23 protein-coding genes, 1 rRNA gene and 2 riboswitches are annotated in these 25,464 nt (G+C 38.9%); of the genes, 22 read left to right on the top strand and 2 right to left on the bottom strand.

The annotated features are described in order from the left end of the window. The first annotated feature begins 51 nt into the window (after positions 1 to 51). From QI30_RS03760 to QI30_RS03675, 18 genes are all read left to right on the top strand, one after another. On the top strand, positions 52 to 621 hold the full coding sequence (locus QI30_RS03760) for a bifunctional transcriptional activator/DNA repair enzyme AdaA (protein ID WP_126989618.1): 570 nt from the start codon (positions 52 to 54) through the stop codon (positions 619 to 621). After that, on the top strand, positions 618 to 1,109 hold the full coding sequence (locus QI30_RS03755; protein WP_126989617.1) for a methylated-DNA--[protein]-cysteine S-methyltransferase: 492 nt from the start codon (positions 618 to 620) through the stop codon (positions 1,107 to 1,109). Before QI30_RS03760 ends, QI30_RS03755 begins: the two co-directional genes overlap by 4 nt. Before the next feature lie 291 nt (positions 1,110 to 1,400). Further along, positions 1,401 to 2,882 carry a nicotinate phosphoribosyltransferase gene (locus QI30_RS03750; RefSeq protein WP_126989616.1) on the top strand — a complete coding sequence of 494 codons (1,482 nt, stop codon included), beginning with the start codon at positions 1,401 to 1,403 and terminating at the stop codon, positions 2,880 to 2,882. 2 nt (positions 2,883 to 2,884) lie between these two features. Then, a complete protein-coding gene (nadE, locus tag QI30_RS03745) occupies positions 2,885 to 3,709 on the top strand; it encodes an ammonia-dependent NAD(+) synthetase (RefSeq protein WP_126989615.1) in 825 nt (274 codons plus the stop codon). Between the two features lie 245 nt (positions 3,710 to 3,954). Beyond that, the gene (locus QI30_RS03740; RefSeq protein WP_126989614.1) at positions 3,955 to 4,533 is read left to right on the top strand and encodes a nitrous oxide reductase accessory protein NosL; all 579 of its coding nucleotides are present in this window, start codon (positions 3,955 to 3,957) and stop codon (positions 4,531 to 4,533) included. A 19-nt stretch (positions 4,534 to 4,552) separates the two neighbouring features. Next, positions 4,553 to 5,833 carry a right-handed parallel beta-helix repeat-containing protein gene (locus QI30_RS03735; RefSeq protein ID WP_233600511.1) on the top strand — a complete coding sequence of 427 codons (1,281 nt, stop codon included), beginning with the start codon at positions 4,553 to 4,555 and terminating at the stop codon, positions 5,831 to 5,833. Further along, positions 5,830 to 6,288 carry a nitrous oxide reductase accessory protein NosL gene (locus QI30_RS03730; RefSeq protein ID WP_126989612.1) on the top strand — a complete coding sequence of 153 codons (459 nt, stop codon included), beginning with the start codon at positions 5,830 to 5,832 and terminating at the stop codon, positions 6,286 to 6,288. Before QI30_RS03735 ends, QI30_RS03730 begins: the two co-directional genes overlap by 4 nt. Beyond that, the gene (locus tag QI30_RS03725; protein WP_126989611.1) at positions 6,288 to 7,094 is read left to right on the top strand and encodes an ABC transporter permease; all 807 of its coding nucleotides are present in this window, start codon (positions 6,288 to 6,290) and stop codon (positions 7,092 to 7,094) included. The genes QI30_RS03730 and QI30_RS03725 overlap by 1 nt, the downstream gene beginning before the upstream one ends. Continuing rightward, positions 7,094 to 7,789 carry an ABC transporter ATP-binding protein gene (locus QI30_RS03720; protein ID WP_126989610.1) on the top strand — a complete coding sequence of 232 codons (696 nt, stop codon included), beginning with the start codon at positions 7,094 to 7,096 and terminating at the stop codon, positions 7,787 to 7,789. Before QI30_RS03725 ends, QI30_RS03720 begins: the two co-directional genes overlap by 1 nt. 125 nt (positions 7,790 to 7,914) lie before the next feature. Then, positions 7,915 to 8,865: an AAA family ATPase gene (locus tag QI30_RS03715; protein WP_126989609.1), complete on the top strand. Its 951-nt coding sequence runs from the start codon at positions 7,915 to 7,917 to the stop codon at positions 8,863 to 8,865. Next, complete coding sequence (locus QI30_RS03710) at positions 8,862 to 10,070, top strand: DUF58 domain-containing protein (protein ID WP_126989608.1); 1,209 nt, start codon at positions 8,862 to 8,864, stop codon at positions 10,068 to 10,070. Before QI30_RS03715 ends, QI30_RS03710 begins: the two co-directional genes overlap by 4 nt. Then, complete coding sequence (locus tag QI30_RS03705) at positions 10,070 to 12,244, top strand: transglutaminase-like domain-containing protein (RefSeq protein WP_126989607.1); 2,175 nt, start codon at positions 10,070 to 10,072, stop codon at positions 12,242 to 12,244. The genes QI30_RS03710 and QI30_RS03705 overlap by 1 nt, the downstream gene beginning before the upstream one ends. Before the next feature lie 34 nt (positions 12,245 to 12,278). After that, positions 12,279 to 12,380: riboswitch (purine riboswitch) on the top strand. 138 nt (positions 12,381 to 12,518) lie between these two features. Next, on the top strand, positions 12,519 to 14,072 hold the full coding sequence (gene guaA, locus QI30_RS03700; RefSeq protein WP_126989606.1) for a glutamine-hydrolyzing GMP synthase: 1,554 nt from the start codon (positions 12,519 to 12,521) through the stop codon (positions 14,070 to 14,072). A gap of 180 nt (positions 14,073 to 14,252) precedes the next feature. Further along, positions 14,253 to 15,002, top strand: coding sequence for a gamma-glutamyl-gamma-aminobutyrate hydrolase family protein (locus QI30_RS03695; protein ID WP_199754632.1), 750 nt, complete (start codon positions 14,253 to 14,255; stop codon positions 15,000 to 15,002). Continuing rightward, positions 14,999 to 16,135, top strand: a complete 1,137-nt coding sequence (locus QI30_RS03690; protein WP_126989604.1) for a trans-sulfuration enzyme family protein — start codon at positions 14,999 to 15,001, stop codon at positions 16,133 to 16,135. The genes QI30_RS03695 and QI30_RS03690 overlap by 4 nt, the downstream gene beginning before the upstream one ends. A 10-nt stretch (positions 16,136 to 16,145) precedes the next feature. Next, positions 16,146 to 16,805 carry a helix-turn-helix transcriptional regulator gene (locus tag QI30_RS03685; protein ID WP_126989603.1) on the top strand — a complete coding sequence of 220 codons (660 nt, stop codon included), beginning with the start codon at positions 16,146 to 16,148 and terminating at the stop codon, positions 16,803 to 16,805. Positions 16,806 to 16,930: 125 nt separating this feature from the next. Beyond that, a complete protein-coding gene (locus QI30_RS03680; RefSeq protein ID WP_126989602.1) occupies positions 16,931 to 17,071 on the top strand; it encodes a hypothetical protein in 141 nt (46 codons plus the stop codon). Between the two features lie 262 nt (positions 17,072 to 17,333). Beyond that, positions 17,334 to 18,659: a radical SAM/SPASM domain-containing protein gene (locus QI30_RS03675; protein ID WP_126989601.1), complete on the top strand. Its 1,326-nt coding sequence runs from the start codon at positions 17,334 to 17,336 to the stop codon at positions 18,657 to 18,659. 155 nt (positions 18,660 to 18,814) lie between these two features. On the opposite strand, the gene QI30_RS03670 is transcribed toward QI30_RS03675, so the two are convergent. Then, entirely contained in the window at positions 18,815 to 20,212 is a 1,398-nt protein-coding gene (locus QI30_RS03670; protein ID WP_126989600.1) for an aminotransferase class I/II-fold pyridoxal phosphate-dependent enzyme, read from the bottom strand. 559 nt (positions 20,213 to 20,771) lie between these two features. On the opposite strand from QI30_RS03670, the gene QI30_RS03665 reads away from it, so the two are divergent. Both QI30_RS03665 and QI30_RS03660 read left to right on the top strand, forming a co-directional pair. Continuing rightward, the gene (locus tag QI30_RS03665) at positions 20,772 to 21,455 is read left to right on the top strand and encodes a LysM peptidoglycan-binding domain-containing protein (protein WP_126989599.1); all 684 of its coding nucleotides are present in this window, start codon (positions 20,772 to 20,774) and stop codon (positions 21,453 to 21,455) included. 124 nt (positions 21,456 to 21,579) lie between these two features. Then, the gene (locus QI30_RS03660) at positions 21,580 to 22,392 is read left to right on the top strand and encodes an alpha/beta fold hydrolase (RefSeq protein WP_126989598.1); all 813 of its coding nucleotides are present in this window, start codon (positions 21,580 to 21,582) and stop codon (positions 22,390 to 22,392) included. Positions 22,393 to 22,437: 45 nt separating this feature from the next. On the opposite strand, the gene QI30_RS03655 is transcribed toward QI30_RS03660, so the two are convergent. Continuing rightward, entirely contained in the window at positions 22,438 to 23,061 is a 624-nt protein-coding gene (locus tag QI30_RS03655) for a pentapeptide repeat-containing protein (protein ID WP_126989597.1), read from the bottom strand. Positions 23,062 to 23,244: 183 nt separating this feature from the next. Continuing rightward, positions 23,245 to 23,346: riboswitch (purine riboswitch) on the top strand. A 100-nt stretch (positions 23,347 to 23,446) separates the two neighbouring features. Here QI30_RS03655 and QI30_RS03650 point away from each other — a divergent pair. Next, positions 23,447 to 24,757: an NCS2 family permease gene (locus QI30_RS03650; RefSeq protein WP_126989596.1), complete on the top strand. Its 1,311-nt coding sequence runs from the start codon at positions 23,447 to 23,449 to the stop codon at positions 24,755 to 24,757. 539 nt (positions 24,758 to 25,296) lie between these two features. Continuing rightward, a 16S ribosomal RNA gene (locus QI30_RS03645) occupies positions 25,297 to 25,464 on the top strand; the annotation flags it as partial.

Genomic DNA, 25,464 nt, shown 5'->3' with positions numbered 1-25,464 from the left:
CGACTCGAAAAAAATCTACTTTATAATGAAGAAAAAGGAGGTGTACACCGAATGATGAATGAGGGCGTAAGGCCAACCGACGAACAATGGGCAGCCATTGAGACAAATGATAAAACGTATAATGAGCGTTTTTTATATGGGGTGCATTCGACGAAAATTTGTTGTAAGCCAAGTTGTCCATCACGTCTTCCTCACCGGGAAAAGGTGTGCATCTTTCATTCACTTGAAGAGGCGATGGCGCAAGGATTTCGACCATGCAAGCGTTGTCGGCCTGAAAATGTGATATTGCCGAATGACGAATGGGTGGCGCTTATTAATGCATTTTTAGAAACACATTATATGTATGATGTGACACTTGATAAGCTTGCGGCGCGTTTTCATGGCAGTAAATTTCACTTGAGTCGTATTTATAAAGAAATGACGGGGGAGACGCTTACACAGCATATTACACAGCTACGTTTAACAGAGGCCAAACGTCTACTGAATAATACGACGCTACGCATCCATGAGATTGCCGCACGTGTAGGATTTCATAGTAGTGCCTATTTTGTAGCGGTATTTAAGCAGTACGAGCAACAAACACCAAAGCAATATCAGTTGAAAGCGAGGAATAAACGATGAATTACACTACATTAGCAGTACCGAATGATGTTCTCTATATAGCAGCAACAAATAAAGGCTTATGCTATGTGGGAAATGAAGAGCAGGAACTATTTGATTATGCGGCGAAGCGTAAGGAAGTACTAGTACAAGATAATGAGGCAATGTCAGTTTATCGTACACAGTTCGCACGTTATTTTTCAGGGAACTTAGAAACCTTTCATCTCACATTAGATGTCACAGGAACGGCGCTTCAACAACAAGTTTGGCAAACACTGATGACGATTCCATTTGGTGATGTGTGGACCTATTCAGATGTCGCAGAAAAAATCGGCAAACCAACTGCTGTGCGCGCTGTTGCGAATGCGATTGGACGCAATCCAGTGCTTGTCGTTATTCCTTGTCACCGCGTTATCGGCAAAAATCGAAAGTTAACAGGTTTCCGCAGTGGGCTAGCGATGAAGAAAACATTGCTTCATCTTGAAGGCTTTACAACATATAAAGAATAATAAACATTGAGCTCCTTACATCTAGATGTGAGAAGCTTTTTTTGCGTAACGACTTGTGACAAGTCAGAAGGTTTTTAATTTCACTTGAAAGAGCTATAATAGAGCTACATCCAGAAAACAGGCGAAGATTGTAGATGACGTAAGACGCTTCGTCTGATACGATGTATCATGTTTATACATATGGTTTCGTGGGAGCGGAAACGAATTGCATATAAAAAGGTATTTTGGGGAACGTAATTAAGAAGTGAACCACGTTCTTAACTTAACTTTTAGAAGAAGGGACTAATTATTATGAAATCAATCTATTCAGATGATAGTTTAGCGTTACATACAGACCTTTATCAAATCAACATGGCAGAAACGTATTGGGCAGATGGCATTCACAATCGTAAAGCAATTTTTGAACTTTATTTTAGAAAGCTACCATTTGGGAATGGGTATGCAGTATTTGCCGGCTTAGAGCGTATGCTAGAGTACTTACGCAACTTTAAATTTAGCGAATCGGATTTAGCTTATTTGCAACAAGAGGTCGGCTATAAAGAAGATTTTATTAATTATTTACGCGATATCCGTTTTACAGGGGATATGTATTCAATGCTTGAAGGTGAGTTAGTCTTTGGTAATGAACCAATTGTACGCATTGAGGCACCACTTGTAGAGGCACAATTAATTGAGACAGCATTACTAAATATTGTGAATTACCAAACACTTATCGCAACAAAAGCGAGCCGCATCAAGCATGTGGCGGGTGAAGAAACGGTCATGGAATTTGGTACACGCCGAGCACAGGAAATGGACGCAGCGATTTGGGGTACACGTGCTGCGATTATTGGTGGTTTTGATTCAACAAGTAATGTACGAGCGGGTAAATTATTCGATTTACCAGTTGCGGGTACACATGCGCATTCACTTGTGCAATCATACCGTAGCGACTATGAGGCATTTCATGCGTATGCACGTCGTCATAAAGATTGTGTCTTTTTAGTCGACACATACGATACATTAAAATCTGGTGTACCGATGGCGATTAAAGTAGCGAAAGAACTTGGCGATAAAATTAACTTTATCGGTGTTCGTTTAGATAGCGGGGATATCGCATTCTTATCAAAAGAAGCGCGTCGTATGCTAGACGAAGCGGGATTCCCAGAAGCGAAAATTGTCGTATCAAATGATTTAGACGAATATACAATGCTGAATTTACGTGCGCAAAATGCACGTGTTGATTTATGGGGAATCGGTACAAAAATTATTACAGCGTATGATCAACCCGCATTAGGTGCTGTTTATAAAATTGTTTCAATTGAAGATGAAAATGGTGTTATGCAAGATACAATCAAAATTTCTGCTAATGCAGAAAAGGTGACAACCCCTGGACATAAAAAGGTATATCGCATCATCGACCGTGAAAATGGCAAAGCAGAGGGCGATTATATTTGTATGCATGATGAGGATCCAAGCTCAGAGGAACGTTTAAAAATGTTCCACCCAGTACACACATTCATTTCAAAATTTGTAACGAACTTTGAAGCGAAAAACTTACACGAAAAAGTGATTGCAAATGGTGAAGTTGTTTACGAATCACCAACTGTGGAAGAGATGAAACAATATGCTTTTGCAAATCTTGACCAGTTATGGGATGAATACAAACGTTCATTAAATCCAGAAGCATACCCAGTGGATTTAAGTCAAAAATGTTGGGATAATAAAATGCGTAATATCGAAGAAGTAAAGGAAATGGTACAACGCACTGTAGATGAAATTGAGGGGGCATAAGCATGACATTGCAACAACAAATCATTGAAGAGCTTCATGTACAACCAACCATTGATGCGGAGCAAGAAATTCGTCGCACCATTGATTTTTTAAAAGACTATGCGCATAAATATAGCTTTGTAAAAGGCTTTGTGCTAGGTATTTCAGGCGGACAAGACTCGACGCTTGCTGGTAAATTAGCGCAGCTTGCAGTCGATGAGTTAAATGAAGAAGCAGGCACAGCAACGTATTCATTTTGGGCTGTACGCTTACCATATGGTATTCAAGCAGATGAGAAAGACTGTGAGGATGCACTTGCATTTATTCAACCAACGAAAACGTATACAGTCAATATTAAACCAGCTGTTGATGCGGGCGTTAGTGCGTTAAAAGAAGCGGGTATTGAACTAAGCGATTTTGTTAAGGGGAATGAAAAAGCGCGTGAACGTATGAAAGTACAGTTTGCGATTGCGGCAGTAAATGCGGGCGTTGTCCTTGGTACAGATCATGCAGCAGAGGCGATTACAGGCTTCTATACGAAGTTTGGTGACGGGGCAGCAGATTTAACTCCGCTTTGGCGCTTGAATAAACGCCAAGGCAAGGCGTTACTAAAGGCACTAGATTGTCCAACTCATTTATATGAGAAAAAGCCAACAGCCGACCTAGAAGAAAATCGACCAGGTATTCCCGATGAGGATGCACTAGGTGTGACGTATGAGCAAATCGATGATTACTTAGAAGGTAAACAAATCGATGAAGCGGCACAGAAGATTTTAGAAGGTCACTATTTAAAAACACAGCATAAACGTCATCTACCGATTACGGTATATGATGATTTTTGGAAATAATAAGCGAGGGGAAGCTTTGACATACGTGTAAAAATCACCTCTCCTATGAGCATAAAAAAACCGGAATCGCGTGAAAGTGCGGTTCCGGTTTTTCGTTGCGAACGCTAAAAAAGAAACATGGTATATTTTATCGCAGTCTCTCTTTTTTTATTAGTTGTATTTAAAACGTCAAATTGATTTTTATCTTATTTCACAATTGCTGGCTACAATAAATGATAGAAACAACTTGAAGGGAGTTTTAAAACGTGAACTATCAATTGGGTGGAGCAGTGGTAATAGCAGGGTTATTATTAGCAGGTTGTGGAGAAAATACAACTTCAGTAAACAGTGAAAATACAACCATTTCAGAAAATCAAACGACCGCAGCACCAGTAGACAATCGTTTAAAAGAACCAGCAAAGGATGAAAAATGTGCATTCTGTAACATGAAGGTTTATCAAAAAAACAATAAATTAGGTGCTTTTACGGCTCAGGCAATCGATGATAAAGGAAAAAATTTATTTTTTGATGATGCGGGTTGCATGTTGAACTACGAACGAGAACATAACGTAACACTTGAAAAATTTGTGCGAGATTACGATTCAAAAGAGTGGATTCATTTAGAAGATGCAGCTGTTGTAGCAGGCGATATTAAAACACCAATGAATTACGGCTTTGCTTATTTTGCACAGAAGGCGGATGCACAGAAGTTTATCGATAAGCATGAAGGATCAAAACTAGTTGCGGTAGAGGACATAGATGATAAGGCACATGAAAAAATGAAGATGAAAATGAATATGCAAAGTGAACAGATGGACGATTCAACGGAGTCACATGGGCATTAAATGAATGGGGGATACGTCTTTGAGAAGACTGCATTTTTGGATAGCCTTTTTTGCTACGTTGTTTCTCTTTACACTTTCAGCAAGTGCCGATACATTGCAACAACAAATTGATAAAACACCTGTAGGAGGAACGTTAACATTATTTAGTCGTGAATATATGGAAACTGCTGTAATTAAAAAGCCCATTACCATAATAGGTGGTGAAGAAACCCTCCTCATGTCTGATAGCGACAAGCCGGTCTTTACAATTAAGAATGCCGAAAACGTCACGTTAAAAGGGCTACACTTTTTACAATCTAATGCAGCAGTTGTCGTGAAAAATTCATCAAAGATTCAATTAGACAAGCTTGAGATGATTCAAATGTTTAGTGGGGTTCAAGTATATGACTCAAAAGACGTGACGATTAAAGGGTTGACGCTAAAAGGAATCGATGGACAGTTCGCTTCAAAAGGTTATGGTCTAGCGGTATTTAAAAGTAGTAACGTAACGCTTGATCATAATGATGTAACGTCTGTGCAAGACGCATATTATTTAGAACATACAAAAGATGTTACGGTGACAAATAATATTGCGACAGATAGCCGTTATGGTCTTCATTTTATGTATGCAGATGGTATCAAGGCGGAACACAATACACTCAAGCGAAATGTAACAGGGATTATGCTGATGCTCGCAAAAAATGCCTCACTTCGCTATAACGATATTAGCTTACAATGGGACTGGAATTCCTCTGGATTTACATTATATAACGCTGAAAATATTGTCGCAGAAAACAATGTTTTTTCAGGGAATCGAACTGGTGTTTTGAGCCAAACATTAAAAAATGCGCAAATACAGCATAATATTTTTTCATCCAATCAAACCGCGATTGAATTTACAGCGGCAGATAAAAACAATACGGTAACGAACAATGATTTTGTTGGTAACATTTTAAACATTCGTTCGGATGGTAGTGATAGTAGAATCGACAAAAACTATTATGATGATTACGATGGAAATGATATTGATGACAACGGAGTAGGCGATACAAATTATGTAGCACTACAAAGTTTTGGCCAGTGGATGGTGCGAGAGCCGGCGTATCAATACTTTATTGAATCACCCGCTGTCATTATGTTGAACCAAATGGATAAGCAAACGAATCGTGTCGAAACAAATCAACTAGTCGATAGTACGCCGATGATGGAACCAACGAATGCGTTTCATAAAGAGTACGCTTTTCATTTATGGTCATTTTTGATTGGTCTTATCATGCTAACTGGTGCAATATTTCTTTGGAGAAAGGGTGTTAAACAATGAAGAAAAAAATATGGCTAGCAGGTGCGATGGCAACCTCATTATTGTTGAGTGCTTGTGGAGATAAATCGTTTGAAGCACGTGATATTAATCCGGCGACAGATATTTGCAAAATTTGTAATATGAGTGTAGCTGCTGAAAAATATGCAGCACAAGTAGCACTCGCAAATGGTGATTACGAGACATTCGATGATATTGGCTGTCTGATGGAATACTATACGAAAACGGATAAAAAGCAAATTGGAGAAGCGTTTGTTAAAGATTTTAGCGGAGACACTTGGGTAAATGTAGAAACGGCCATTTATGTATCAGATAAAGAAATTTCTACGCCAATGAGTTACGGTGTGATTGCCTTTAAAACGAAGGAGGAAGCACAGCAATTTATTGATTCGGAAGGCAAAGGGAAAGTCATTACATTTGATGAAGTGAAAGCGATGGACTGGAGTGGTCATGCGTAATGGCTTTATTCATTAAACTAGAATGGAAGCAAATGCTACGCAGTCGCTGGATGCAACTCGTAGCAGTGCTCTTTGTCGTTGTCTTTGCAGCAATATCCCTTATTCAGCAAATGGCATTACCGACGGATGGATTTACACGGCAAACAGCAAGCTTCCTTAATTTATTATTATTTCTATTACCTTTATTTACATTGACGATTGGTAGTATGAGTGTGGCAGGTGATATCGAGTCAGGGTGGTATGCGCTTTTAAAAACATATCCTATGAGTATTTTCGGGTTTTTATGGAGTAAATACGTTGCCATCGTATTATCTTTCTTGCTAATTTTATTACTAGCATTCGGTGTTGTCCTAACGATGTCGGGCATCACGGGACATATGCAGCTACCTGTTGTTTTTATTTTCTTATCGATTTTTATGGTACTTATTTTTTCAGCGCTTGCCGTATTTTGTGGGGTACTTGCGAAAAATCGTTTGCATGCCTTATCTCTTTCACTCGTCATATGGGCTGTGAGCTTACTACTGTTTTCATATATTTTAATGGCTCTTGGCACGATTGTGTCTGGCACCATGCTTAAATGGCTGACTATCGTGATGATTCACTTAAATCCAGCAGAATGGCTACGCTTTGGTTACTTTATGTTCTCTGGTCAAACGACTGTTCTCGGACCTGCTTTTTATGATTTCACGGAATTTTACACATCATTTTTTGGCTATTTCTTATTTATTATGCTAAGTGCATTGTGGGTCATTACACCACTTGGTTTAGCAAATTGGATTTTAAGTAAAAAAGGACGTGACGTATAATGAAGACCATTGTTGAAGGCGAAGCTGTAACAAAAGAATATGCCAATCATCAAGGATTGCATGGCATTAAGTTCTCATTAAATGAGGGGCGAATTATTGCTTTAGCTGGTGGAAATGGGGCCGGGAAATCGACGTTAATTCGTTTGTTAATTGAGGAAGAAGAGCTAGATGCAGGAACGATTGTTTGGGCAGATGGAAAGTCAATTCGGTATATGCCAGACGATATTAATTTTCCATTAGCATTTACAGCACAAGAAATTATTCAACTACTTGCGACGATGAAACAATTGCCAACATCCCGCTGTCAGGAAGTGCTCGAACGTGTTGGTTTATGGCAGTATCGTAAACAACGTGTACGCCAATATTCGCGTGGGATGCGTCAGCGACTTAATTTAGCACAAAGTCTTTTAGGCGATGAGCAATTACTTATTTTAGATGAACCGACAAATGGCCTAGACCTGCACTGGATTGCAGAGCTAAAGCAAATTTTACGTGAAGAAAAGAAAGCAGGAAAAACGATACTTTTCTCAACACATCTACTATCGTTTGCTGAAGAGCTAGCAGATGATGTGCTGTTACTTCATGATGGCAACGTGCTCATGACAGGAGAACTGCAATCTATTTTACAACAAGAAAAAGTGTCACATTTGGAAGAATTATTTATGCGCAATGTCGGATTTGCCACACATAATTAACACGGAAGAGCTGATGATATGCGGCTCTTTTTTTTATGGCAGGTTGTTTAACAAATACTTTCGACGCAAAAGAAAACGTAGGTACATGGTATAATTGATAATCATTAATACTTGGAGGATGAGGAATGGATACACAAGTAAAGCTACAAGCAATCATTGATAATATTGAGAAAGTAATGATCGGGAAACGTCATATCGCCGAACTAAGCGTCGTGGCGTTACTCGGGCAAGGCCATGTACTACTAGAAGATGTACCAGGTGTCGGTAAAACGATGATGGTACGCTCGCTCGCAAAATCCGTTGGTGCAACATTTAAGCGTATTCAATTTACGCCGGATTTACTACCGTCTGACGTGCTTGGCGTGTCAATTTACAACCCAAAAGACATGGCGTTTGAATTCCGACCAGGACCGATAATGGGGAATATCGTCTTAGCCGATGAAATCAATCGTACGTCACCCAAAACACAGGCAGCGCTACTTGAAGGAATGGAGGAAGCTGCTGTGACGGTTGACGGGGAAACGATTGAAATTCCGAAACCATTTTTTGTGATGGCGACACAAAACCCGATTGAATACGAGGGTACATACCCATTACCAGAAGCACAGCTTGACCGCTTCTTATTAAAGTTAAAAATGGGCTATCCAGATATTTTAGATGAAATTGAAGTGCTACGCCGTGCGGAATCAACAAAACCAATCGAAACATTAACATCGGTTGTGTCACTAGAAGAGTTGATTCACTTACAGCAGCAAGTAAAGGAAATTCATGTCGATGATTTAGTAAAACAATATATTGTGACATTAGCGCAAGCAACGCGTGAGCATCCGTATGTTTATTTAGGTGCTAGCCCGCGTGGTTCGATTGCCTTAATGAAAGCTGCACAGGCATATACGTTATTAAAAGGACGTACATTTGTGACACCAGATGATATTCAATATTTAGCGCCATTTGTATTTTCACATCGTCTGATTTTAAAACCTGAGGCGCGCTATGACAATGTGAGCGCAGAAGATATCGTTGGTCGTATCGTCCTTAATACAGCTGTACCAACAAGAAAGTCTGAAGCGCTATGAAAAAGCAATACACACGATTGAGCTCATCCGCATTATTTCGGTTGCTGTTTGTTGTCGTGTTATTAATCGTGTCATTTTGCTTTGCACTACTACAGGGAGGATTTACGAGCTGGTTTATTTTTTACATGCTCGTACCACCTTTTGTGTATTCTATCATGCTTTGGTTTATGCCAATTAGTCAATTTGACGTCAGGCGCTCGACCGATAATACGCGACTAGAACAGCATGATACGTTAGAGATGACCGTCACATTAACACGTAAAAATCGATGGCCGTTATTGTACGTCATCGTAGAGGAAGTGCTACCAAAAGGCGTTTTTGATTCGGTTGAGCAACACGAAACACGACGTCTTGTGGCGTTAGGATTTCGCAAGGAAGTGTCGTGGACGTATGCAATTCAGGATGTACCACGCGGTGAGCATCAGCTCGTTGGCGTGTATGTAACGGTGACGGACTTTTTTGGCTGGGTAAAGAAAATGAAGTTTATCGAGGGGAAGCGAACGGTTATTGTGTTCCCTAAAATTCAGCCACTTGTTTATAAAAAAATGCTGCGCTACAAAACACCAGGTAGCGCGAAGGCACTACAAAGTCGCTTGAAGGATACAAATGTCGTTGCCGGTATTCGGGATTATGAAGCGGGTGACCGCATGAGCTGGATTCACTGGAAGAGTTTTGCGAAAACAGGGAAGCTTCAAACGAAGGAATTTGAGCCATATCGTGATGATAGTACATGGATTGTTCTTGATACATTACCGAGCGAATATTTTGAGCCACAGGTTTCCTTTGCTGCATCCATTCTTGCATCGGCTCAAAAACAGCATGAATCACTTAGCTATATGACCGCTAGTACACGTCCTTTTACCGCGCAAAATTTACAGACGAATGAGCAATTACAAAGTTTGCTCGTTCATTTAGCAGGTGTACAAGAAGAAGGATTTGATGCGCAAAAAATGTATTCGTATAACGAGGACTTACGCCAAGCAGCAATTATCCATTTTATTACCTCTTCTTTAACGAATGAATGGGTTGAAGCATTATCCAATACAGCAGCAACACCGAAAAATTGCGTCATTTTTATTATTGTAAATCCAACAGAAGTCCATGCCGCAACGGATGTCGAAAAACGCGCAGCAACAAGAGGAATGCGTATTATCTATGTGCCGGCAAATCGTTTTGCGGCAGCATTTGAAGGAGGGAAGGCTTAATGAGAAAATCACCTACCCTCCACTGGGCAAGTTTACTTATTTTATATACACTCGTTTTTTTAATGTTGTATGAATGGCTTGGTCCAATTAGTGAATTGACGGGAACAGGTCATTTACCACTTATTACAACCTTTGTGATCTTATGCTTTGCGACCAATCTTATTACGATTTGGCCTGCTTGGTGTAACACCGCATTAAAGGTAGGTTTTGTCGCCTTTATCGTCTTTTATATTCATGGCAATTTAACGCCATCTGAAATCCCCGTAATTTTTAATGAATTTATAACGAGTGTGAAGGCACTACTTACATTGCATATCGATAATGTGACCGATAGCGCACGTACATTTATTTTCCTCGTGCTACTATGGATGACGATTTATTTAATCCATCACTGGTTAACTGTACGTTATTCGATTTTTTTATTTTTCTTTATGACGATTTTCTTCCTCGCATCGATTGATACCTTTACAGAATACGATGCGACGTATCCATTAATTCGCGTCATGTGTATTGGCTTCTTTTTAGTTGGGATGCTATTTATTGAAAAAGTATTCGTCAATCATCATATGAAACCAACGCTACTACGCTATATTAAGCTAATGGTGCCGCTACTCTTAATGATTGTTGTTAGTAGTGCCTTTGCGTACTTTATGCCAAAAAGTGAACCTGCAGTCGATCTTCCTGCGCCTATTGAAGCAATCAATGATTGGGTAAATAAGCAATTATCGCCAACCGGGAAAATTGGCTACGTAGAGGATGACACACGACTTGGTGGTAGCTTTGAACTGGATGATACACCGGTATTTGATGTGTGGGCGAAGGATGCACAGTATTTACGTGTCGATACAAAGTATGTTTACACAGGCAAGGGTTGGGAACGGAAGAAGGGCGATATTTATGTCCGCTCATTTGATTATGATGATCGTGTGCCATTGTCTATTAAATCTGGTCCATCCGATGATACCGATATAATGAAAATTAATATGCATAAGCAATATCAATTTTTAGCACAGCCATATGGACTGCGAAAAATCGAGTCAAATGATAAGGACACGAATCGATTTTATGTCGAGCTCGATACTGAAAAAATCCGTCCGACTGTGGATGAACAGCGTACAACACTTACAAAATACAGTATGCGCTATAGTCCGCCAACGTATAAATTAAGTGAATTAAATAAAACATCGATGCATGAACTACAAAACTTAGATGAAGATTTTGATAAGTATTTACAACTGCCAGAATCTTTACCTCGTCGTGTACGTGCATTAGCTCGTGAAATCACAAAAGATGAAACGAGTGTCTATGACAAGACGACCGCGATTGAATCTTATTTTAGTGTCAATGGTTACCGCTATTCACGTAGTGATGTCGATTATCCGGAAGACAATCAAGATTATGTTGACCAGTTTTTATTTGATACGAAGATTGGCTATTGTGATAACTTCTCAACAGCGATGGTAGTGATGCTACGTTCACAAGGGATTCCTGCACGTTGGGTAAAAGGTTTCTCTGAGGGCGATGTTGTCGATACAAACAATAAGACAACGCATTTTGAAGTGACGAATAATAATGCTCACTCATGGGTTGAAGCGTATATGCCAGGTGTTGGTTGGATGCAATTTGAGCCGACAATTGGCTTTAGTGGCTTTAATCAAGTAGAGGATGATACACGTCCAGAGAATGACACACAACTTTCTGCAGAGGAGCAAGCACCTGAAGCAGAAGAAGAAAAAGAGCAACAGCAAGAAAAACCAGAGCCGCAACAACAAGAGCCACAAACAGATACTAGCAAAGCAGATGAACAGGGCATTACATGGTGGCCTTGGCTTGTAGGTTTCGTTGTCCTTGTCGTAGCATATGGTTTCTGGCGTACGCGTAAGAAATGGATTCCACAATATGTGAAAACACGCTATGCATCAAAATCGACTGTATCGATTGAACAAGCATACAATGACTTATTAAAGGTACTTGCTATGTATGGTTTGAAAAAAGCAGACAGTGAAACACTCCAGCAATTTGCGAAGCGGGTCGATGAAAAACTTGGCGAACATCATATGAAGGCATTTGTTGCACAATATGAGCGCTATATTTATGATCCAAGTGCGAAAGAAGTGCAGTGGGATAAGTTGAAAGAAAGTTGGCAATATTTAATCAATAAAGTAAGAGGTTGATTTTACACCATTCAAACGGTACACTAAGCTCAAAGAGTTATAATTGAATTACCCTCATATATGTTCGATAATATGGATCGAATGTTTCTACCAAGTTGCCGTAAATGACTTGACTATGAAGGTGAATGCACGAAGTCCCTTACTATAAGGTGTTTTCGTCTATTCATCTATCAGTTGAGAGGACGTGTAGAAAATGTTTATTTTCGCACGTCCTTTTTTTAAAAAGATTGGGTCATCAGTTATACACAAAATACATTGAAGAGGTGGAAATAAGTTGTCAGCTAGTACACAACTAAAAGATCAAGAAAAAATCATCGTTCTTGATTTCGGTAGTCAATACAATCAATTAATCACACGTCGTATTCGTGAATTCGGTGTTTATAGTGAATTACACGCACATACAATTACTGCACAAGAATTAAAAGACTTAAACGCAACAGGTATCATTTTCTCAGGTGGTCCAAACTCAGTTTATGACGACAATGCTTTCAAAATTGATGAAGCAATTTTTGAACTTGGTTTACCTATCTTAGGTATTTGCTACGGCATGCAATTAATGTCTCACACTTTAGGCGGTAAAGTAGAAAAAGCTGCTCACCGTGAATATGGTAAAGCTGAAATCAACGTATTAGAAGAGAATGCATTATTCGCTAATACACCGAAAGAACAAGTTGTATGGATGAGCCATGGTGACTTAGTAACCGAAACACCAGAAGGGTTCACAACAATCGCAACAAGCGCTTCTTGCCCAATCGCTGCGATGGCAAACCCAGAACGCAAATTCTACGCTGTACAATTCCACCCAGAAGTACGTCACTCTGTATACGGTAACGATTTACTTCGTCACTTCGCATTAGACATCTGTGGCTGTAAAGGCGACTGGTCAATGGCGAACTTCATCGAAATCGAAATCGAAAAAATCCGTGCTCAAGTTGGCGACAAACAAGTTCTTTGCGCACTTTCAGGTGGCGTTGACTCATCAGTTGTTGCGGTATTAATCCACAAAGCCATTGGCGACCAATTAACTTGTATGTTCGTAGACCACAACTTAAACCGTAAAGGTGAAGTTGAACAAGTAATGAAAACTTTCACAGAAGACTTCGATATGAACTTAATCAAAATCGATGCACGTGATCGCTTCATGAACAAACTTAAAGGCGTTTCTGACCCAGAACAAAAACGTAAAATTATCGGGAACGAATTTATTTACGTATTTGACGAAGAATCTGCGAAGCTTAAAGATATGGACTTCTTAGCACAAGGTACACTTTATACAGATATCATCGAATCAGGTACAGCAACAGCACAAACAATCAAATCTCACCACAATGTGGGTGGTCTTCCTGAAGACATGAAATTTGAATTAATCGAACCACTTAACACATTATTCAAAGATGAAGTGCGCGCACTTGGTCTTGAATTAGGCCTTCCAGAAGCTGTTGTATGGCGTCAACCATTCCCAGGTCCTGGTTTAGGTATCCGTGTTCTTGGTGAAGTAACAGAAGAAAAATTAGAAATCGTACGTGATGCGGACTTCATCCTACGTGAAGAAATCAAAAAAGCCGGCCTTGACCGCGACATCTGGCAGTACTTCTGCGTATTACCAGACATCCGTTCAGTTGGTGTAATGGGCGATGGCCGTACGTATGACTACGCAATCGGTATCCGCGGCGTAACATCTATCGACGGTATGACATCTGACTGGGCACGTATTCCTTACGACGTACTTGAAAAAATTTCTGTACGTATCGTAAACGAAGTCGACCACGTCAACCGCGTACTGTATGATATTACATCTAAGCCACCAGCTACAATCGAGTGGGAATAAGATAAACGAAAAGACTCTCGCATTATGCGAGAGTCTTTTTTAATGCTTTAAAACGGTATATAGCTATTTTGAACCCTAATCTTATTTTAAAACTAAATGTCATCGCCTCATTAACTTTTTACGTCTTTTCTTTATAATTATTTATAAATTACTTATAAAAAATTATAAGAGGTGAGTGTGTTGAAAAAGAAATTACCGGTTATTGGTGTGTCAGGCAGTGTCATTATTGATCAAGGTGGGCTATTTCCAGGGTATCGTAGAAGTTATGTAAATGAGGATTATATTCATGCGGTCGTGCAAAACGGGGGTGCGCCGTTTATTTTACCGGTTGTAGAGGATGAAACGGTCATTGCAAATTATATCGACACGATTGATGCGCTGATTTTATCTGGTGGTCATGATGTTAGTCCGCAGTTTTATGATGAGGAGCCAGAGCTTGCGCTTGGTGACATTTATCCAGCACGCGACCGATTTGAATTTACATTAATCGAGCTTGCGAAAAAGAAAGGCATTCCGATTTTAGGTATTTGTCGCGGGGCACAGGTCATTAATGTGTGCCACGGTGGCAGCTTGTGGCAGGATTTAGCGCATCGTGAAAATACGACGATTAAGCATATGCAGGGCCATAATCCAGAGCTTGTGACCCATACGGTGACGATTGAAGAAGGAACGATATTACAAGAAATTTTACAAGAGAAGACGCTACGTGTGAATTCATTTCATCACCAATTAATTAAGCACCCGGCTAGAGAGTTCGTCATTAGCGCAACTGCAGCAGACGGAGCCATTGAGGCAATTGAACATGCGAGCTATCCATTTCTTCTAGGCATTCAGTGGCATCCAGAAATGCTTCATAAAAGTGAGCCGCTAATGAATCGCCTATTCCAACAACTTATTGACAATGCTAGAGGGGCGGAGGAATCTAAATGAAAACAAACACAAAATTATTACATGACTATCCGGTAATTGATGCATACACAGGCGCGTCATCCATTCCAAAATACCAAACATCGACGTTTCATCAGCAAAAGCTTTATGACGATTCACAGCAATTCTCGTACACACGCTTTGGTAATCCGACTGTTCATGCACTAGAAGAGGCGCTAGCATCGTTTGAAAATGCGCGCTATGCACTCGCTTATTCATCAGGCATGGCAGCGATTTCGAATGTGTTAATGCTTGTAAAGGCTGGTGAGCATATTATTTTACCGACTGAAGTATATGGCGGCACTTGCCAATTTGTAAATGAAGTATTGCCGAATTTTCATATTGAAACGACTTTTGTTGATTTTGCGGATCTTCACGCAGTCGAGGCGGCAATTCAGCCCAATACGGCGATGCTGTATTTAGAAACACCATCGAATCCATTGCTGAAAATCAGTGATATCGAAGCAATTGTGGCACTGGCGAAAAAGCATGAGATTTTAACAGCAGCGGATAATACATTCATGACGGCGCTTTACCAATCGCCACTTGGGTACGGCGTAGATATTGTCGTTGAGAGCGTGACGAAATTTATTAATGGTCATAGTGATGTAGTGGCAGGGCTTGCGGCAACGAATGATGAAGTGCTGTACGAGAAATTAAAGCTGTACCAAAAAAACTTTGGAGCTATTTTAGGCGTAGAGGATGCATGGCTCGTATTACGAGGTATGAAAACGATGGGGCTTCGAATGGAGCGTTCGATTGAAAATGCTGAAAAGATTGCGCAGTTTTTAGTACAGCATCCACAGGTGAAGCAGGTTTATTATCCAACATTAGCGCATCATAAAGGACAGGCTATTCACATGAAGCAGGCACAAAATGGTGGGGCTGTTTTATCGTTTGAGCTACATACAAAAGAGGATTTAATTCGTTTTACAGAACGTATTCAGCTACCGATTTTAGCAGTGAGTCTTGGTGGCGTGGAATCGATTTTATCACACCCTGCCACAATGTCCCATGCTTGCTTACCTGCGCATGAACGTTTAAATCAAGGAATTTGTGATGAACTATTACGTCTATCTTGTGGCATTGAAGATATTGAAGATTTACTCGAAGACTTAGCCCAGGCATTACAATAGAGGTGAGCAAATGAATTCGGAGTTAAAAAAATACATTCCTTTATTAGAGTTTTTATCCCATGTACTCGGGCCACGTTCAGAAATTGTACTACAGGATATCGGTAGTGGCCTCACGTCATCGGTTGTGTATATTAAAAATAATTTATCGGGTCGTGAAATCGGTGCTCCAGCGACAGATTTTTTAATTAAAATCTTACGTGAAAAAGGGTATGAGCAGCAGGATTTCATTACAAATTATCAGACGATGACAGCTAGTGGTTTAACACTAGAGTCATCTAGTTTCTTTATTAAAGATGAATTAGGTGAGTTGATCGGTATGATTTGCATTAATCGTGATAACGCACAGCTACAAACACTTGAGCAACTTTTGACTGAGGGACTTGCGATGATTCAGCGAGAAAAAGTGGATAAGCGACCACCTCAAGAAATTACCGAAAATTTTTATTTGAATGCAGATCATGTGGTAGAAGATACAATTCAACAATTGACGAATGGGCGCAATTTACAGAATGAGCCGTTATTGAAACAGGAAAAAATCAAAATAGTTGAGGTATTACATGATAGAGGCTTTTTTGAATTAAAAGATGCAATTGTCAAAGTTGCACAAGCATTTCAAATGTCGGAGGTTAGTATTTATAAATACATTCAGGAAATAAAAAAAACGCATTGACACCTAGTACTAAGACCGATACACTTAATTCATCTACGAAGGGTGTACGCATTTGTGCATAGCATCTTCGTAATAAACGGAAATGTACGACCAATTAGATTCTAAACAGTTGTGAGGGAAAAGGCATGCGAAATGATACAATCAATAAAATCATGTTCGATAAAATTGAATTTGTCATGACACGTATTTCAGGAGAAGTTGAACGAGCAATGCGTGTACAAGAAGATATTACTTCTAAGCCACCTACAACAACTGAATGGAAATAGTCTAATTGAAGTGAATCTAGCGCAGCATTTATCGCTAATTGCACGGTTCTTTGTCATAGACAAAATCTGTCCCATTTAGGATTGTATGCACCGCGTTTGTTCAGGCAAAAAGCCATCCATTCAAATTCAATCGATTATTTCTACAATCCACTCTTATTTAGCAATGAAAATATGAGTGGATTTTTTATGTTCTCCAGTTGGTTTAGAAGGCCAAAAAACATCATTTCATTGGCGAAAGTGAAATGAATGAGGGGGAATCAGAATGGTGACATACATACCATCAAAATTTAACGCATTAACAAAAACAGAGGACGGCGGGTTAGTTGTTTATAACAGCTATACAGGCGCTATTGTGAACTTCGAAGCAGGCGAACGCGAGGAAGTCATGACAGCACTGAAACGCCAAGGCTCGACAGCACTTGATACAGAAGTAAAGCAAGCGCTATTTGAGAGTGGCTTTATCGTCAAGGATACGGTAAATGAAATGCAACGTGCCGATTTATTACACCAATCGATGCACCGTACCGATATGTTGCACTTAATTTTAATGACAACGGAGCAATGTAATTTCCGCTGCCGCTACTGTTATGAGTCTTTTGCAAAAGGGCGTATGACAGATGAAACAAAAGCAGGCGTTAAAGCATTAGTAGCTGAGCGTGCAGGAACATTGAATGATTTACACATTAGCTGGTTTGGTGGTGAGCCATTGCTTGAGCTTGGTATCATCGAAGAGCTTTCTAAAGAATATATGACGATTGCGGCGGATAATAATATTAATTATTCCGCAGATGTCGTAACGAATGGTTACTTCTTAAATCGTGAAACATTTGAAAAGCTATTATCATGGAATGTCTCTCAATATATGGTGACAATCGATGGTGTGCAAGCAGTCCATGATGCACGTCGTCATATGATTGGGGGCCAAGGCTCATTTGAGCGAATTGTAGATAACTTAAAAACATTACGTGATGTTGAAGGTGACTTCAATATGACAATCCGCATCAACTTTGACGAAGACAATTTACGTGAAACAGAACATTTAATCGACTTCTTAAAAGAACATTTTGCAGAGGATAAACGTTTTGGTGTATTCTTCCGTCCAGTAGGGCGCTGGGGTGGTCCAAACGATGAGGAAATTCCAACATGCACACATATTACAGCGAATAAAAAAATCTGGGAATTTACAGAAACAGCAATCGATAAAGGGCTTGCGATGAGTAATATGGTTGAAGGTGCACTGAATCCAACAGCTGCTGTATGCTACGCTGCAAAGCCTAATGCAATGGTAATCGGCTCAGACGGTCAACTTTATAAATGTACGACAGTGCTTGACGAAGAAGTGAATAAAGTTGGGCATATTAATGCAGATGGTACGATGGATTTAGATTACGATAAAATCGCTTCATGGTTATTGTCAGGAGAAGAAACAGATACGGTTTGTCAGTCGTGCTTCTTCCGCCCAGCTTGTCAGGGCAATCACTGCCCATGGTACCGTGTTGTATCCGGAGAACGTCCATGTCCTTCAGAGAAGAAGAATATTAAAAAAGTATTGAATCTTGTATGGAAAAACAGCTTACAAGAAGTGTAATCTAATGATTCTTTGAAGGGAGGTGACAATATGCGTGTATTACGACCAGCAACTACACCCGTGAAGAAAGTAAACTCGGGTCGCATCATGAAGACTGTACCAGGTAACTTAAACTAATATAAAAATGAGCCACGCATGATTGTGTGGCTCATTTTTTATTGGATGACACGTAGTAATCCTTCTGCTAGTTTTTCACCACCATGAAATCGTTCATAGTTTGAAAGTGCCTCCAGTTGCGTATCACTTATTTTTTCACCATACATAATAAGCGGGATTCCTGGTGGATATGGCGTCACCATTTCAGCGCTAATGCGTCCACTCGCTTCTTTTATTGAGATAAATTCAGTTGAGGCGTTACGTAGCTCTGCATAACTCATTGCGAGCATTGTCGTGTGAGAAGGAACACTTTGTATAGTAGGCAGTTTTTCTTTTGCTAAATTTTTTAAGGCAACAGCTATATTTTGAAGTATTTCCGTATAATCCGTAACAGCGAGAGGTAAAACAAATAGCACATTATAAGGATCTGCAAGTTCTGGATAAATACCAACCGATTCAAGAGCGGCTTGGAGCGTATAGCCACTTACTTGCTGTGTTGATTGAATGGTTACCTTTAAAGGATCTACATAATAGTTGTCAGGAGCTTCTACTACTCGAATCATTTCAAGTGAATTGAGTGCTTTCTTGAATCGATTTATCGATTGTATTAATGGAGTTTCTTCTATATAAGTGGCTAAATAAAACCGAGCAAGATCAAGAGACCCCATAATCGGATAAGAAGGGCTACTAGACTGCAACATTTGAAGATAATGTTCAATGCGTGCACAATCTATGCGCTGGCTTCCAATATGTAAGTAAGAGCCCATTGTCATGGCAGGCAAGGTTTTATGAGCAGATTGGATAACTATATCAGCACCAAAGTGAAGAGAACTCTTTGGAAAGCTATCTAATGTAAAATGAGCTCCGTGCGCCTCATCTACTAAAACAATTGCCCCGTAATCATGTGCGGTATCAATGAGCTCCCTAATATTTTGCTGAGCGAGTCCATAATAATTTGGATAGGTTAAAATCAACGCTTTTACTTCCTTGAATTGTTTGAACGCTTGCTTGACACAATTAGTTGTTAAACTTGTTGCAAGCTGCCAGTCGCTGTTATAGGAAGGCGCGAGAAAAATAGGGTGTGCGCCAGCTAACTCAAGACCATTTAAAATCGATTTATGACAGTTGCGCTGGACAAGTACAAAATCTCCAGCTTGAAGTGTTGTTAAAATCATCGTTAAATTTCCTACAGTCGAGCCATTTACTAGAAAATAACTTCTTTGAGATTGATAGTGATCTTGCAATAATTGCTGTGCTTCTAAAATGGCCTCCTCTGGTGCATGCAAATCATCCATTCCAGTAATCTCTGTTGCATCGATTTGTAAAAGAGATTGATAGTAGGTACGCGCCCATGTAGGAAATACCGTACCATTTTTATGCCCTGGTACATGAAACGTTGTTTTACTTGATGCATAGTTTTTTAGCTTATCAAAAAGCGGTGTTCGTTGTTGATTCATTGAAAAGCTCCTCTCGTAATTTCTTTATTATAGAAGAAAGCGTCATGTAATAAGCTCATTTTAAGTAATTTTAAGGCCTTTTACTTATAAAACATAAGGTGCTAAAAAAAATAAAAGAATGAACCATACATTTAGCTTAAAAACGAAAATGTTATTTACAAATTAAGTTAAAAATAATTCCTTTTTTATACTTAAAAAGTAAAAAAAGTTAAAGAAAACACCCAGAATTTAAAAAAATACAAGAAATTTATTATTTTTCATTTTTTTTTATTCTTTTTATAAAAACCATATAAACCCTTTTTTTATCGAATAACATTAAAAAATGAATAAAAAAAGACTTAAATAATCTGAATTGTCTTTATAAATTACTGCAATTTGTAATAAAAGGCATGTCCTTTAATATTTTTGTAATATTTCCGACTTCTATGTCAAAATTCAGCATGGTAATCTTATCTCAGCTTAAAACAAGCGAGCGCAAAACGAAGCGCAGGAAAATATAAGCGTGCAAGACGAGACGTGAAAGTGACAAAACTTAAAAAAAGGTGGAAAATTATTTAATATGAAATCAATCAAAGCTTTAGTAGCCGGAACAACATTAGCCGTAGGATTAGCAGCATTTGCAGGAGCTTCAAATGCGAGCGCACAAACAGCATATACAGTTCAGTCAGGAGACACTTTAGCAAAGATTTCTCAAAAATATGTTGGTGACTTCTCTCTAGTAAACAGTATTGCTTCAGCAAATGGAATTGCAAACCCTAATATGATCTATGTAGGTGAACGTTTAACAATTCCTTCAAAAGGACAAGCTGTAACAAAGACTTCTCAAGCCACAACAACTTACAGTGCACCTAAAACACAAACAACTTACAAAGCACAATCAACGTATAAAAAACCAGCATACAACACGCAAAAATCATACAGCACAAACACGGCTGCTAAGAAATCTTATACACAAAAAGCAACTTACAAAAAACCAGCTACTCAATCATACAAACGTACAACTTCAGCATCAGCAGGTTCTAACTCAGCTAAAGAGTGGATCGCAAACAAAGAATCAAGTGGTTCATACTCAGCACGTAGCGCAACTGGTAAATACATCGGTCGCTACCAATTAGATAAATCATACTTAAATGGTGATTACTCTGCAGCTAACCAAGAACGCGTTGCAAACAACTATGTTAAACAACGTTACGGTTCATGGGAAGCAGCTAAATCTTTCTGGGTTAAAAACGGTTGGTACTAGGAAGTAGTCTAGTCGAATAAATTAGAGAATCGTGCTATTGCGCGGTTCTTTTTTTATGCCGTTTACCGCTATTTTCCAAAGGGTATTAAATAGATAAATGTCTAGAATAAAGGGTGAAGCATGCATGGAATTTCAAATGAATTATTTTGTTACAAGTGACCAAGCAACACTTTCCTATTTCGATGTCGGTGAAGGACAACCTATCGTATTAATTGCGGGTTACGGCGGAAATGCAAAATCATGGTTTAATCAAGTAGAAGCGCTACTTGCATATGGCGGCTTTCGTGTAATTGGCTTTGACCGTCGAAATCACGGTGCATCACAAAATGTCACGTATGGTCAGCATATTGCACGTCATGGTGAAGATTTACACGATTTGATTGAGCTACTGAAGTTAGAAAAACCTATCTTAATTGGTCACTCGCAGGGGATGTCAGCAATTTACGCTTACATTATGCTACATGGTAGTGAAAATGTACGAGCGATTATGTCTATAGACCAAACACCGAAAATGATTAATGATAAGTCGTGGAAATATGGTATGTATGATGTCACATACGATAATTTCGATGAGACGCTAGCGCGCGATTTACCAGAAGCTACATTCAAAGAGATTGATATCGTGCTTCGGGAGAAAATTGCCCATTATAAAAAGCAAGACCATCAGTTTGATTATATTGTAACGAAGCCACTATTATTTAATCACTTCTTTGAAAATTGGTTGGATGTATTACCTCAAATAACAGTGCCGATTTTATTTGTTGGTTGTGAACATAGCGCGTATTGGTCACATCAACATGCACAGGAATGCGCTAAGCGTGTTAAAACAGGCCATTCCTATATATTTGAAACATCTGGTCATTTACCTCAGTTAGAAGAACCTGTGGAGTTTAATAAAATGCTTCTCGCATTCGTTGACCAATATGTAGGTGCATAAAAAGAAGGAATCGTGCGTTAGCGCGATTCCTTCTTTTGTTATTTTTTAATATTTAATTGTAACGCCGAGTGGAGGGAGTAAACTTGCAGCTTGGTCAAAGCGAATCGTTAAGCCCTTTAAAGCATTTGCATCAATTTGGATTGTATCGAACTCACAAGTGGATAAGTCGATTCCTTTAAACGATGTTTCAGTAAAATCACTATCATGTAATTCACAGTAGTCGAAAAGTATATCATTTAGTGTCACATATCGGAAGAGGGTCTCTTTTAATTCACATTTTTTAAACTGACATTCTTTAAATTTACTTTCAGAGAATTGGCCATAGTTAATAACAGAGTCAAAAAATCCAACATGCTTCATGGTTGTTTGTAGAAATTCCGTACCAAGTAATTTCCCTTGATAAAATTCCGTGCGATATAAAATAGCATCGTGGAATAAAACATTGGATAAATCACACTTTTTAAATACGACATCTAGTAATTCAAAATTAGAAAAATCACACTCTTGAAAGCGACAATTCTCGAAACAAACATCATGCAGTTGATTTGTAGAATCATCCCACATGATGACACATTCAACAAAGTGAGTAGGCTGTGTGATGTCACTTAGCCATACACGTTTTTCAGAAATGAGCTGTTGATATCTTTCAGCGGGTGCAATATAAGGCATTTTAGTATCCTCCTCGTAAGTGGTTTTCTTCAGTTAACACTTTTTTTATGTAAAATTGCAAGGAATAATTCTTTTAAGTGCTTTGATCTGAAAAACTCAATTGATTCACGAACTATAGTGTTTAAAATATAATAAATGTTCGTAAAATAGCTTGAAAGGTGATGGGAGTCGTGTTATATTATCACTGTAATTAAATAACGTCGTCGTATAAAATCGAGAATAAGGCTCGAAAGTTTCTACCAAATCACCGTAAATGATTTGACTACGATTGAAGAAACAATGTGTTTCTTCTCTCTGCAGTAGCAGAAATCGTTGAGGTATATGACAAAATCGTCGTATACCTCTTTCTTTTTTTCAAAAGACGACATCGGAGGAATTAAGTATCATGAAAAAGTATTTCCTATTTGATGAGCTCGGTACTACTTATAGCCGAGAAATCATTGGGGGTGTCACAACATTCCTAGCAATGGCCTACATTTTAGCGGTAAACCCTCTAATTTTAGCAGATGCAGGAATGGATAAAGGCGCTGTATTCGTAGCAACTGCTCTTGCAGCTATCGTTGGTTCATTAATTATGGGTGTTATCGCAAAATTCCCAATCGCACTCGCACCAGGTATGGGATTAAATGCATTCTTTGCTTATACCGTTGTATTAACATATGGTATTCCATGGCAAACTGGTTTAACAGGTGTATTCTTCTCAGGTGTTATTTTTATTCTTTTATCATTAACAGGTATTCGTGAAACAATTATTAATGCTATTCCACAGCAATTAAAATATGCGGTATCAGCAGGTATCGGTTTATTCATTACGTTTGTTGGTTTAAAAGGCGCAGGAATTATCGTTGCAAGTGAATCAACTTTTATTACATTAGGCGACCTTTCACAAGGCAGTGTTCTATTAGCAATCTTCGGAATTTTCTTAGCGGTCATTTTCTTAACGAAAAAAGTTAGTGGCGGAATTTTCTTCACAATCGTTATTACAGCAATTGTTGGTATGGTTACGGGTGTAGTTAAAACACCAGAATCAATCGTTTCAGCAGTACCAAGCGTATCATCTACATTTGGTGTTGCACTTGATCCAATCATTCATGATTTCGGCTCATTATTAAATACACAATTCTTAATTGTCGTATTAACATTCTTATTCGTTGATTTCTTTGATACAGCAGGTACATTAATGGCTGTAGCAGATAAAGCTGGTTTAATTCGTAAAGATGGTACAATGCCTCGCGCAGGTCGTGCATTAATGGCTGATGCACTTGGTACAACAATTGGTTCACTTTTCGGTACATCAACAACAACAGCTTATGTTGAATCAACTTCAGGTGTAGCAGCTGGCGCTCGTTCAGGTTTCTCATCTGTTATCGTTGCCATTTTATTCGCTTTATCGCTATTCTTCTTCCCATTACTAGATGTTTTAACTGGAGCAGTAACAGCACCAGCATTAGTAATGGTTGGAGTACTAATGGTATCGTCATTACGCTTAATTGAATGGAATGACTTTGAAATCGCTGTTCCAGCATTCTTAACCGTATTTATGATGCCGATGGGCTACAGTATCGCAACGGGTATCGCGGTCGGTTTTATCTTCTATCCAATTACGATGATCTTAGCTGGTCGTCGTAAAGAAGTACATCCATTAATGTATGTTATGTTCTTTGTCTTCTTAGCGTACTTTATCTGGGTTCGATAATATATAGAAGAAACAATACGTGAATTATCATAAAAGTAGGAGGCGTTGTACAATGCCTCCTGCTTTTTTTATAGAAAAACCGCTGAAATAGCTGATGTTTTAAATTTATTAATTATAGAAGAAAAAAAGTTGAAATAGATAATGAAGTTTGTGATGTAGTGAACAAATCATTATATTAGATAGAGAAGTAATGATCTGGACGAAACATTGTTGACAGTCTATAAAACGAGATGTATAGTTATAAACGTTGATTGGCAAACAACATTATAAAAAATGTTTGACAAGCCTTGAAACAATTGTTATTATATAAAAGTTGTGAAAACAACAAAACATCATAAAAAAACTTTTTTAAAAAAGTTGTTGACTTCTTGGAAGTTATGATGATATAATGAATGAGTCGTTAAGATAACGGCAAACGAAATGAACCTTGAAAACTGAACAAGCAAGATGTAATCACAATAAATTCGGTTCAATTGAATCGAAACAAAATGTTATCAAGCAAGATAACGCTAGCAAAGCAAATGAGCTTTCAAACACTTTTTATGGAGAGTTTGATCCTGGCTCAGGACGAACGCTGGCGGCGTGCCTAATACATGCAAGTCGAGCGAATGATGAGAAGCTTGCTTCTCTGATTTAGCGGCGGACGGGTGAGTAACACGTGGGCAACCTGCCCTGTAGACTGGGATAACTTCGGGAAACCGGAGCTA

The organism is Candidatus Kurthia intestinigallinarum (assembly GCF_003991225.1).
GTDB classification, from domain to species: Bacteria; Bacillota; Bacilli; order Bacillales_A; family Planococcaceae; genus Kurthia; species Kurthia populi.
This window is presented reverse-complemented; position numbering and strand designations above follow the sequence as displayed.

Coding starts and splice junctions, on each gene's coding strand:
- QI30_RS03760 (WP_126989618.1), top strand. CDS start 52: ATGATGAATGAGGGCGTAAGGCCAACCGACGAACAATGGGCAGCCATT.
- QI30_RS03755 (WP_126989617.1), top strand. CDS start 618: ATGAATTACACTACATTAGCAGTACCGAATGATGTTCTCTATATAGCA.
- QI30_RS03750 (WP_126989616.1), top strand. CDS start 1,401: ATGAAATCAATCTATTCAGATGATAGTTTAGCGTTACATACAGACCTT.
- nadE (WP_126989615.1), top strand. CDS start 2,885: ATGACATTGCAACAACAAATCATTGAAGAGCTTCATGTACAACCAACC.
- QI30_RS03730 (WP_126989612.1), top strand. CDS start 5,830: ATGAAGAAAAAAATATGGCTAGCAGGTGCGATGGCAACCTCATTATTG.
- QI30_RS03725 (WP_126989611.1), top strand. CDS start 6,288: ATGGCTTTATTCATTAAACTAGAATGGAAGCAAATGCTACGCAGTCGC.
- QI30_RS03720 (WP_126989610.1), top strand. CDS start 7,094: ATGAAGACCATTGTTGAAGGCGAAGCTGTAACAAAAGAATATGCCAAT.
- QI30_RS03715 (WP_126989609.1), top strand. CDS start 7,915: ATGGATACACAAGTAAAGCTACAAGCAATCATTGATAATATTGAGAAA.
- QI30_RS03710 (WP_126989608.1), top strand. CDS start 8,862: ATGAAAAAGCAATACACACGATTGAGCTCATCCGCATTATTTCGGTTG.
- QI30_RS03705 (WP_126989607.1), top strand. CDS start 10,070: ATGAGAAAATCACCTACCCTCCACTGGGCAAGTTTACTTATTTTATAT.
- QI30_RS03690 (WP_126989604.1), top strand. CDS start 14,999: ATGAAAACAAACACAAAATTATTACATGACTATCCGGTAATTGATGCA.
- QI30_RS03685 (WP_126989603.1), top strand. CDS start 16,146: ATGAATTCGGAGTTAAAAAAATACATTCCTTTATTAGAGTTTTTATCC.
- QI30_RS03680 (WP_126989602.1), top strand. CDS start 16,931: ATGCGAAATGATACAATCAATAAAATCATGTTCGATAAAATTGAATTT.
- QI30_RS03675 (WP_126989601.1), top strand. CDS start 17,334: ATGGTGACATACATACCATCAAAATTTAACGCATTAACAAAAACAGAG.
- QI30_RS03670 (WP_126989600.1), bottom strand. CDS start 20,212: ATGAATCAACAACGAACACCGCTTTTTGATAAGCTAAAAAACTATGCA.
- QI30_RS03665 (WP_126989599.1), top strand. CDS start 20,772: ATGAAATCAATCAAAGCTTTAGTAGCCGGAACAACATTAGCCGTAGGA.
- QI30_RS03660 (WP_126989598.1), top strand. CDS start 21,580: ATGGAATTTCAAATGAATTATTTTGTTACAAGTGACCAAGCAACACTT.
- QI30_RS03655 (WP_126989597.1), bottom strand. CDS start 23,061: ATGCCTTATATTGCACCCGCTGAAAGATATCAACAGCTCATTTCTGAA.
- QI30_RS03650 (WP_126989596.1), top strand. CDS start 23,447: ATGAAAAAGTATTTCCTATTTGATGAGCTCGGTACTACTTATAGCCGA.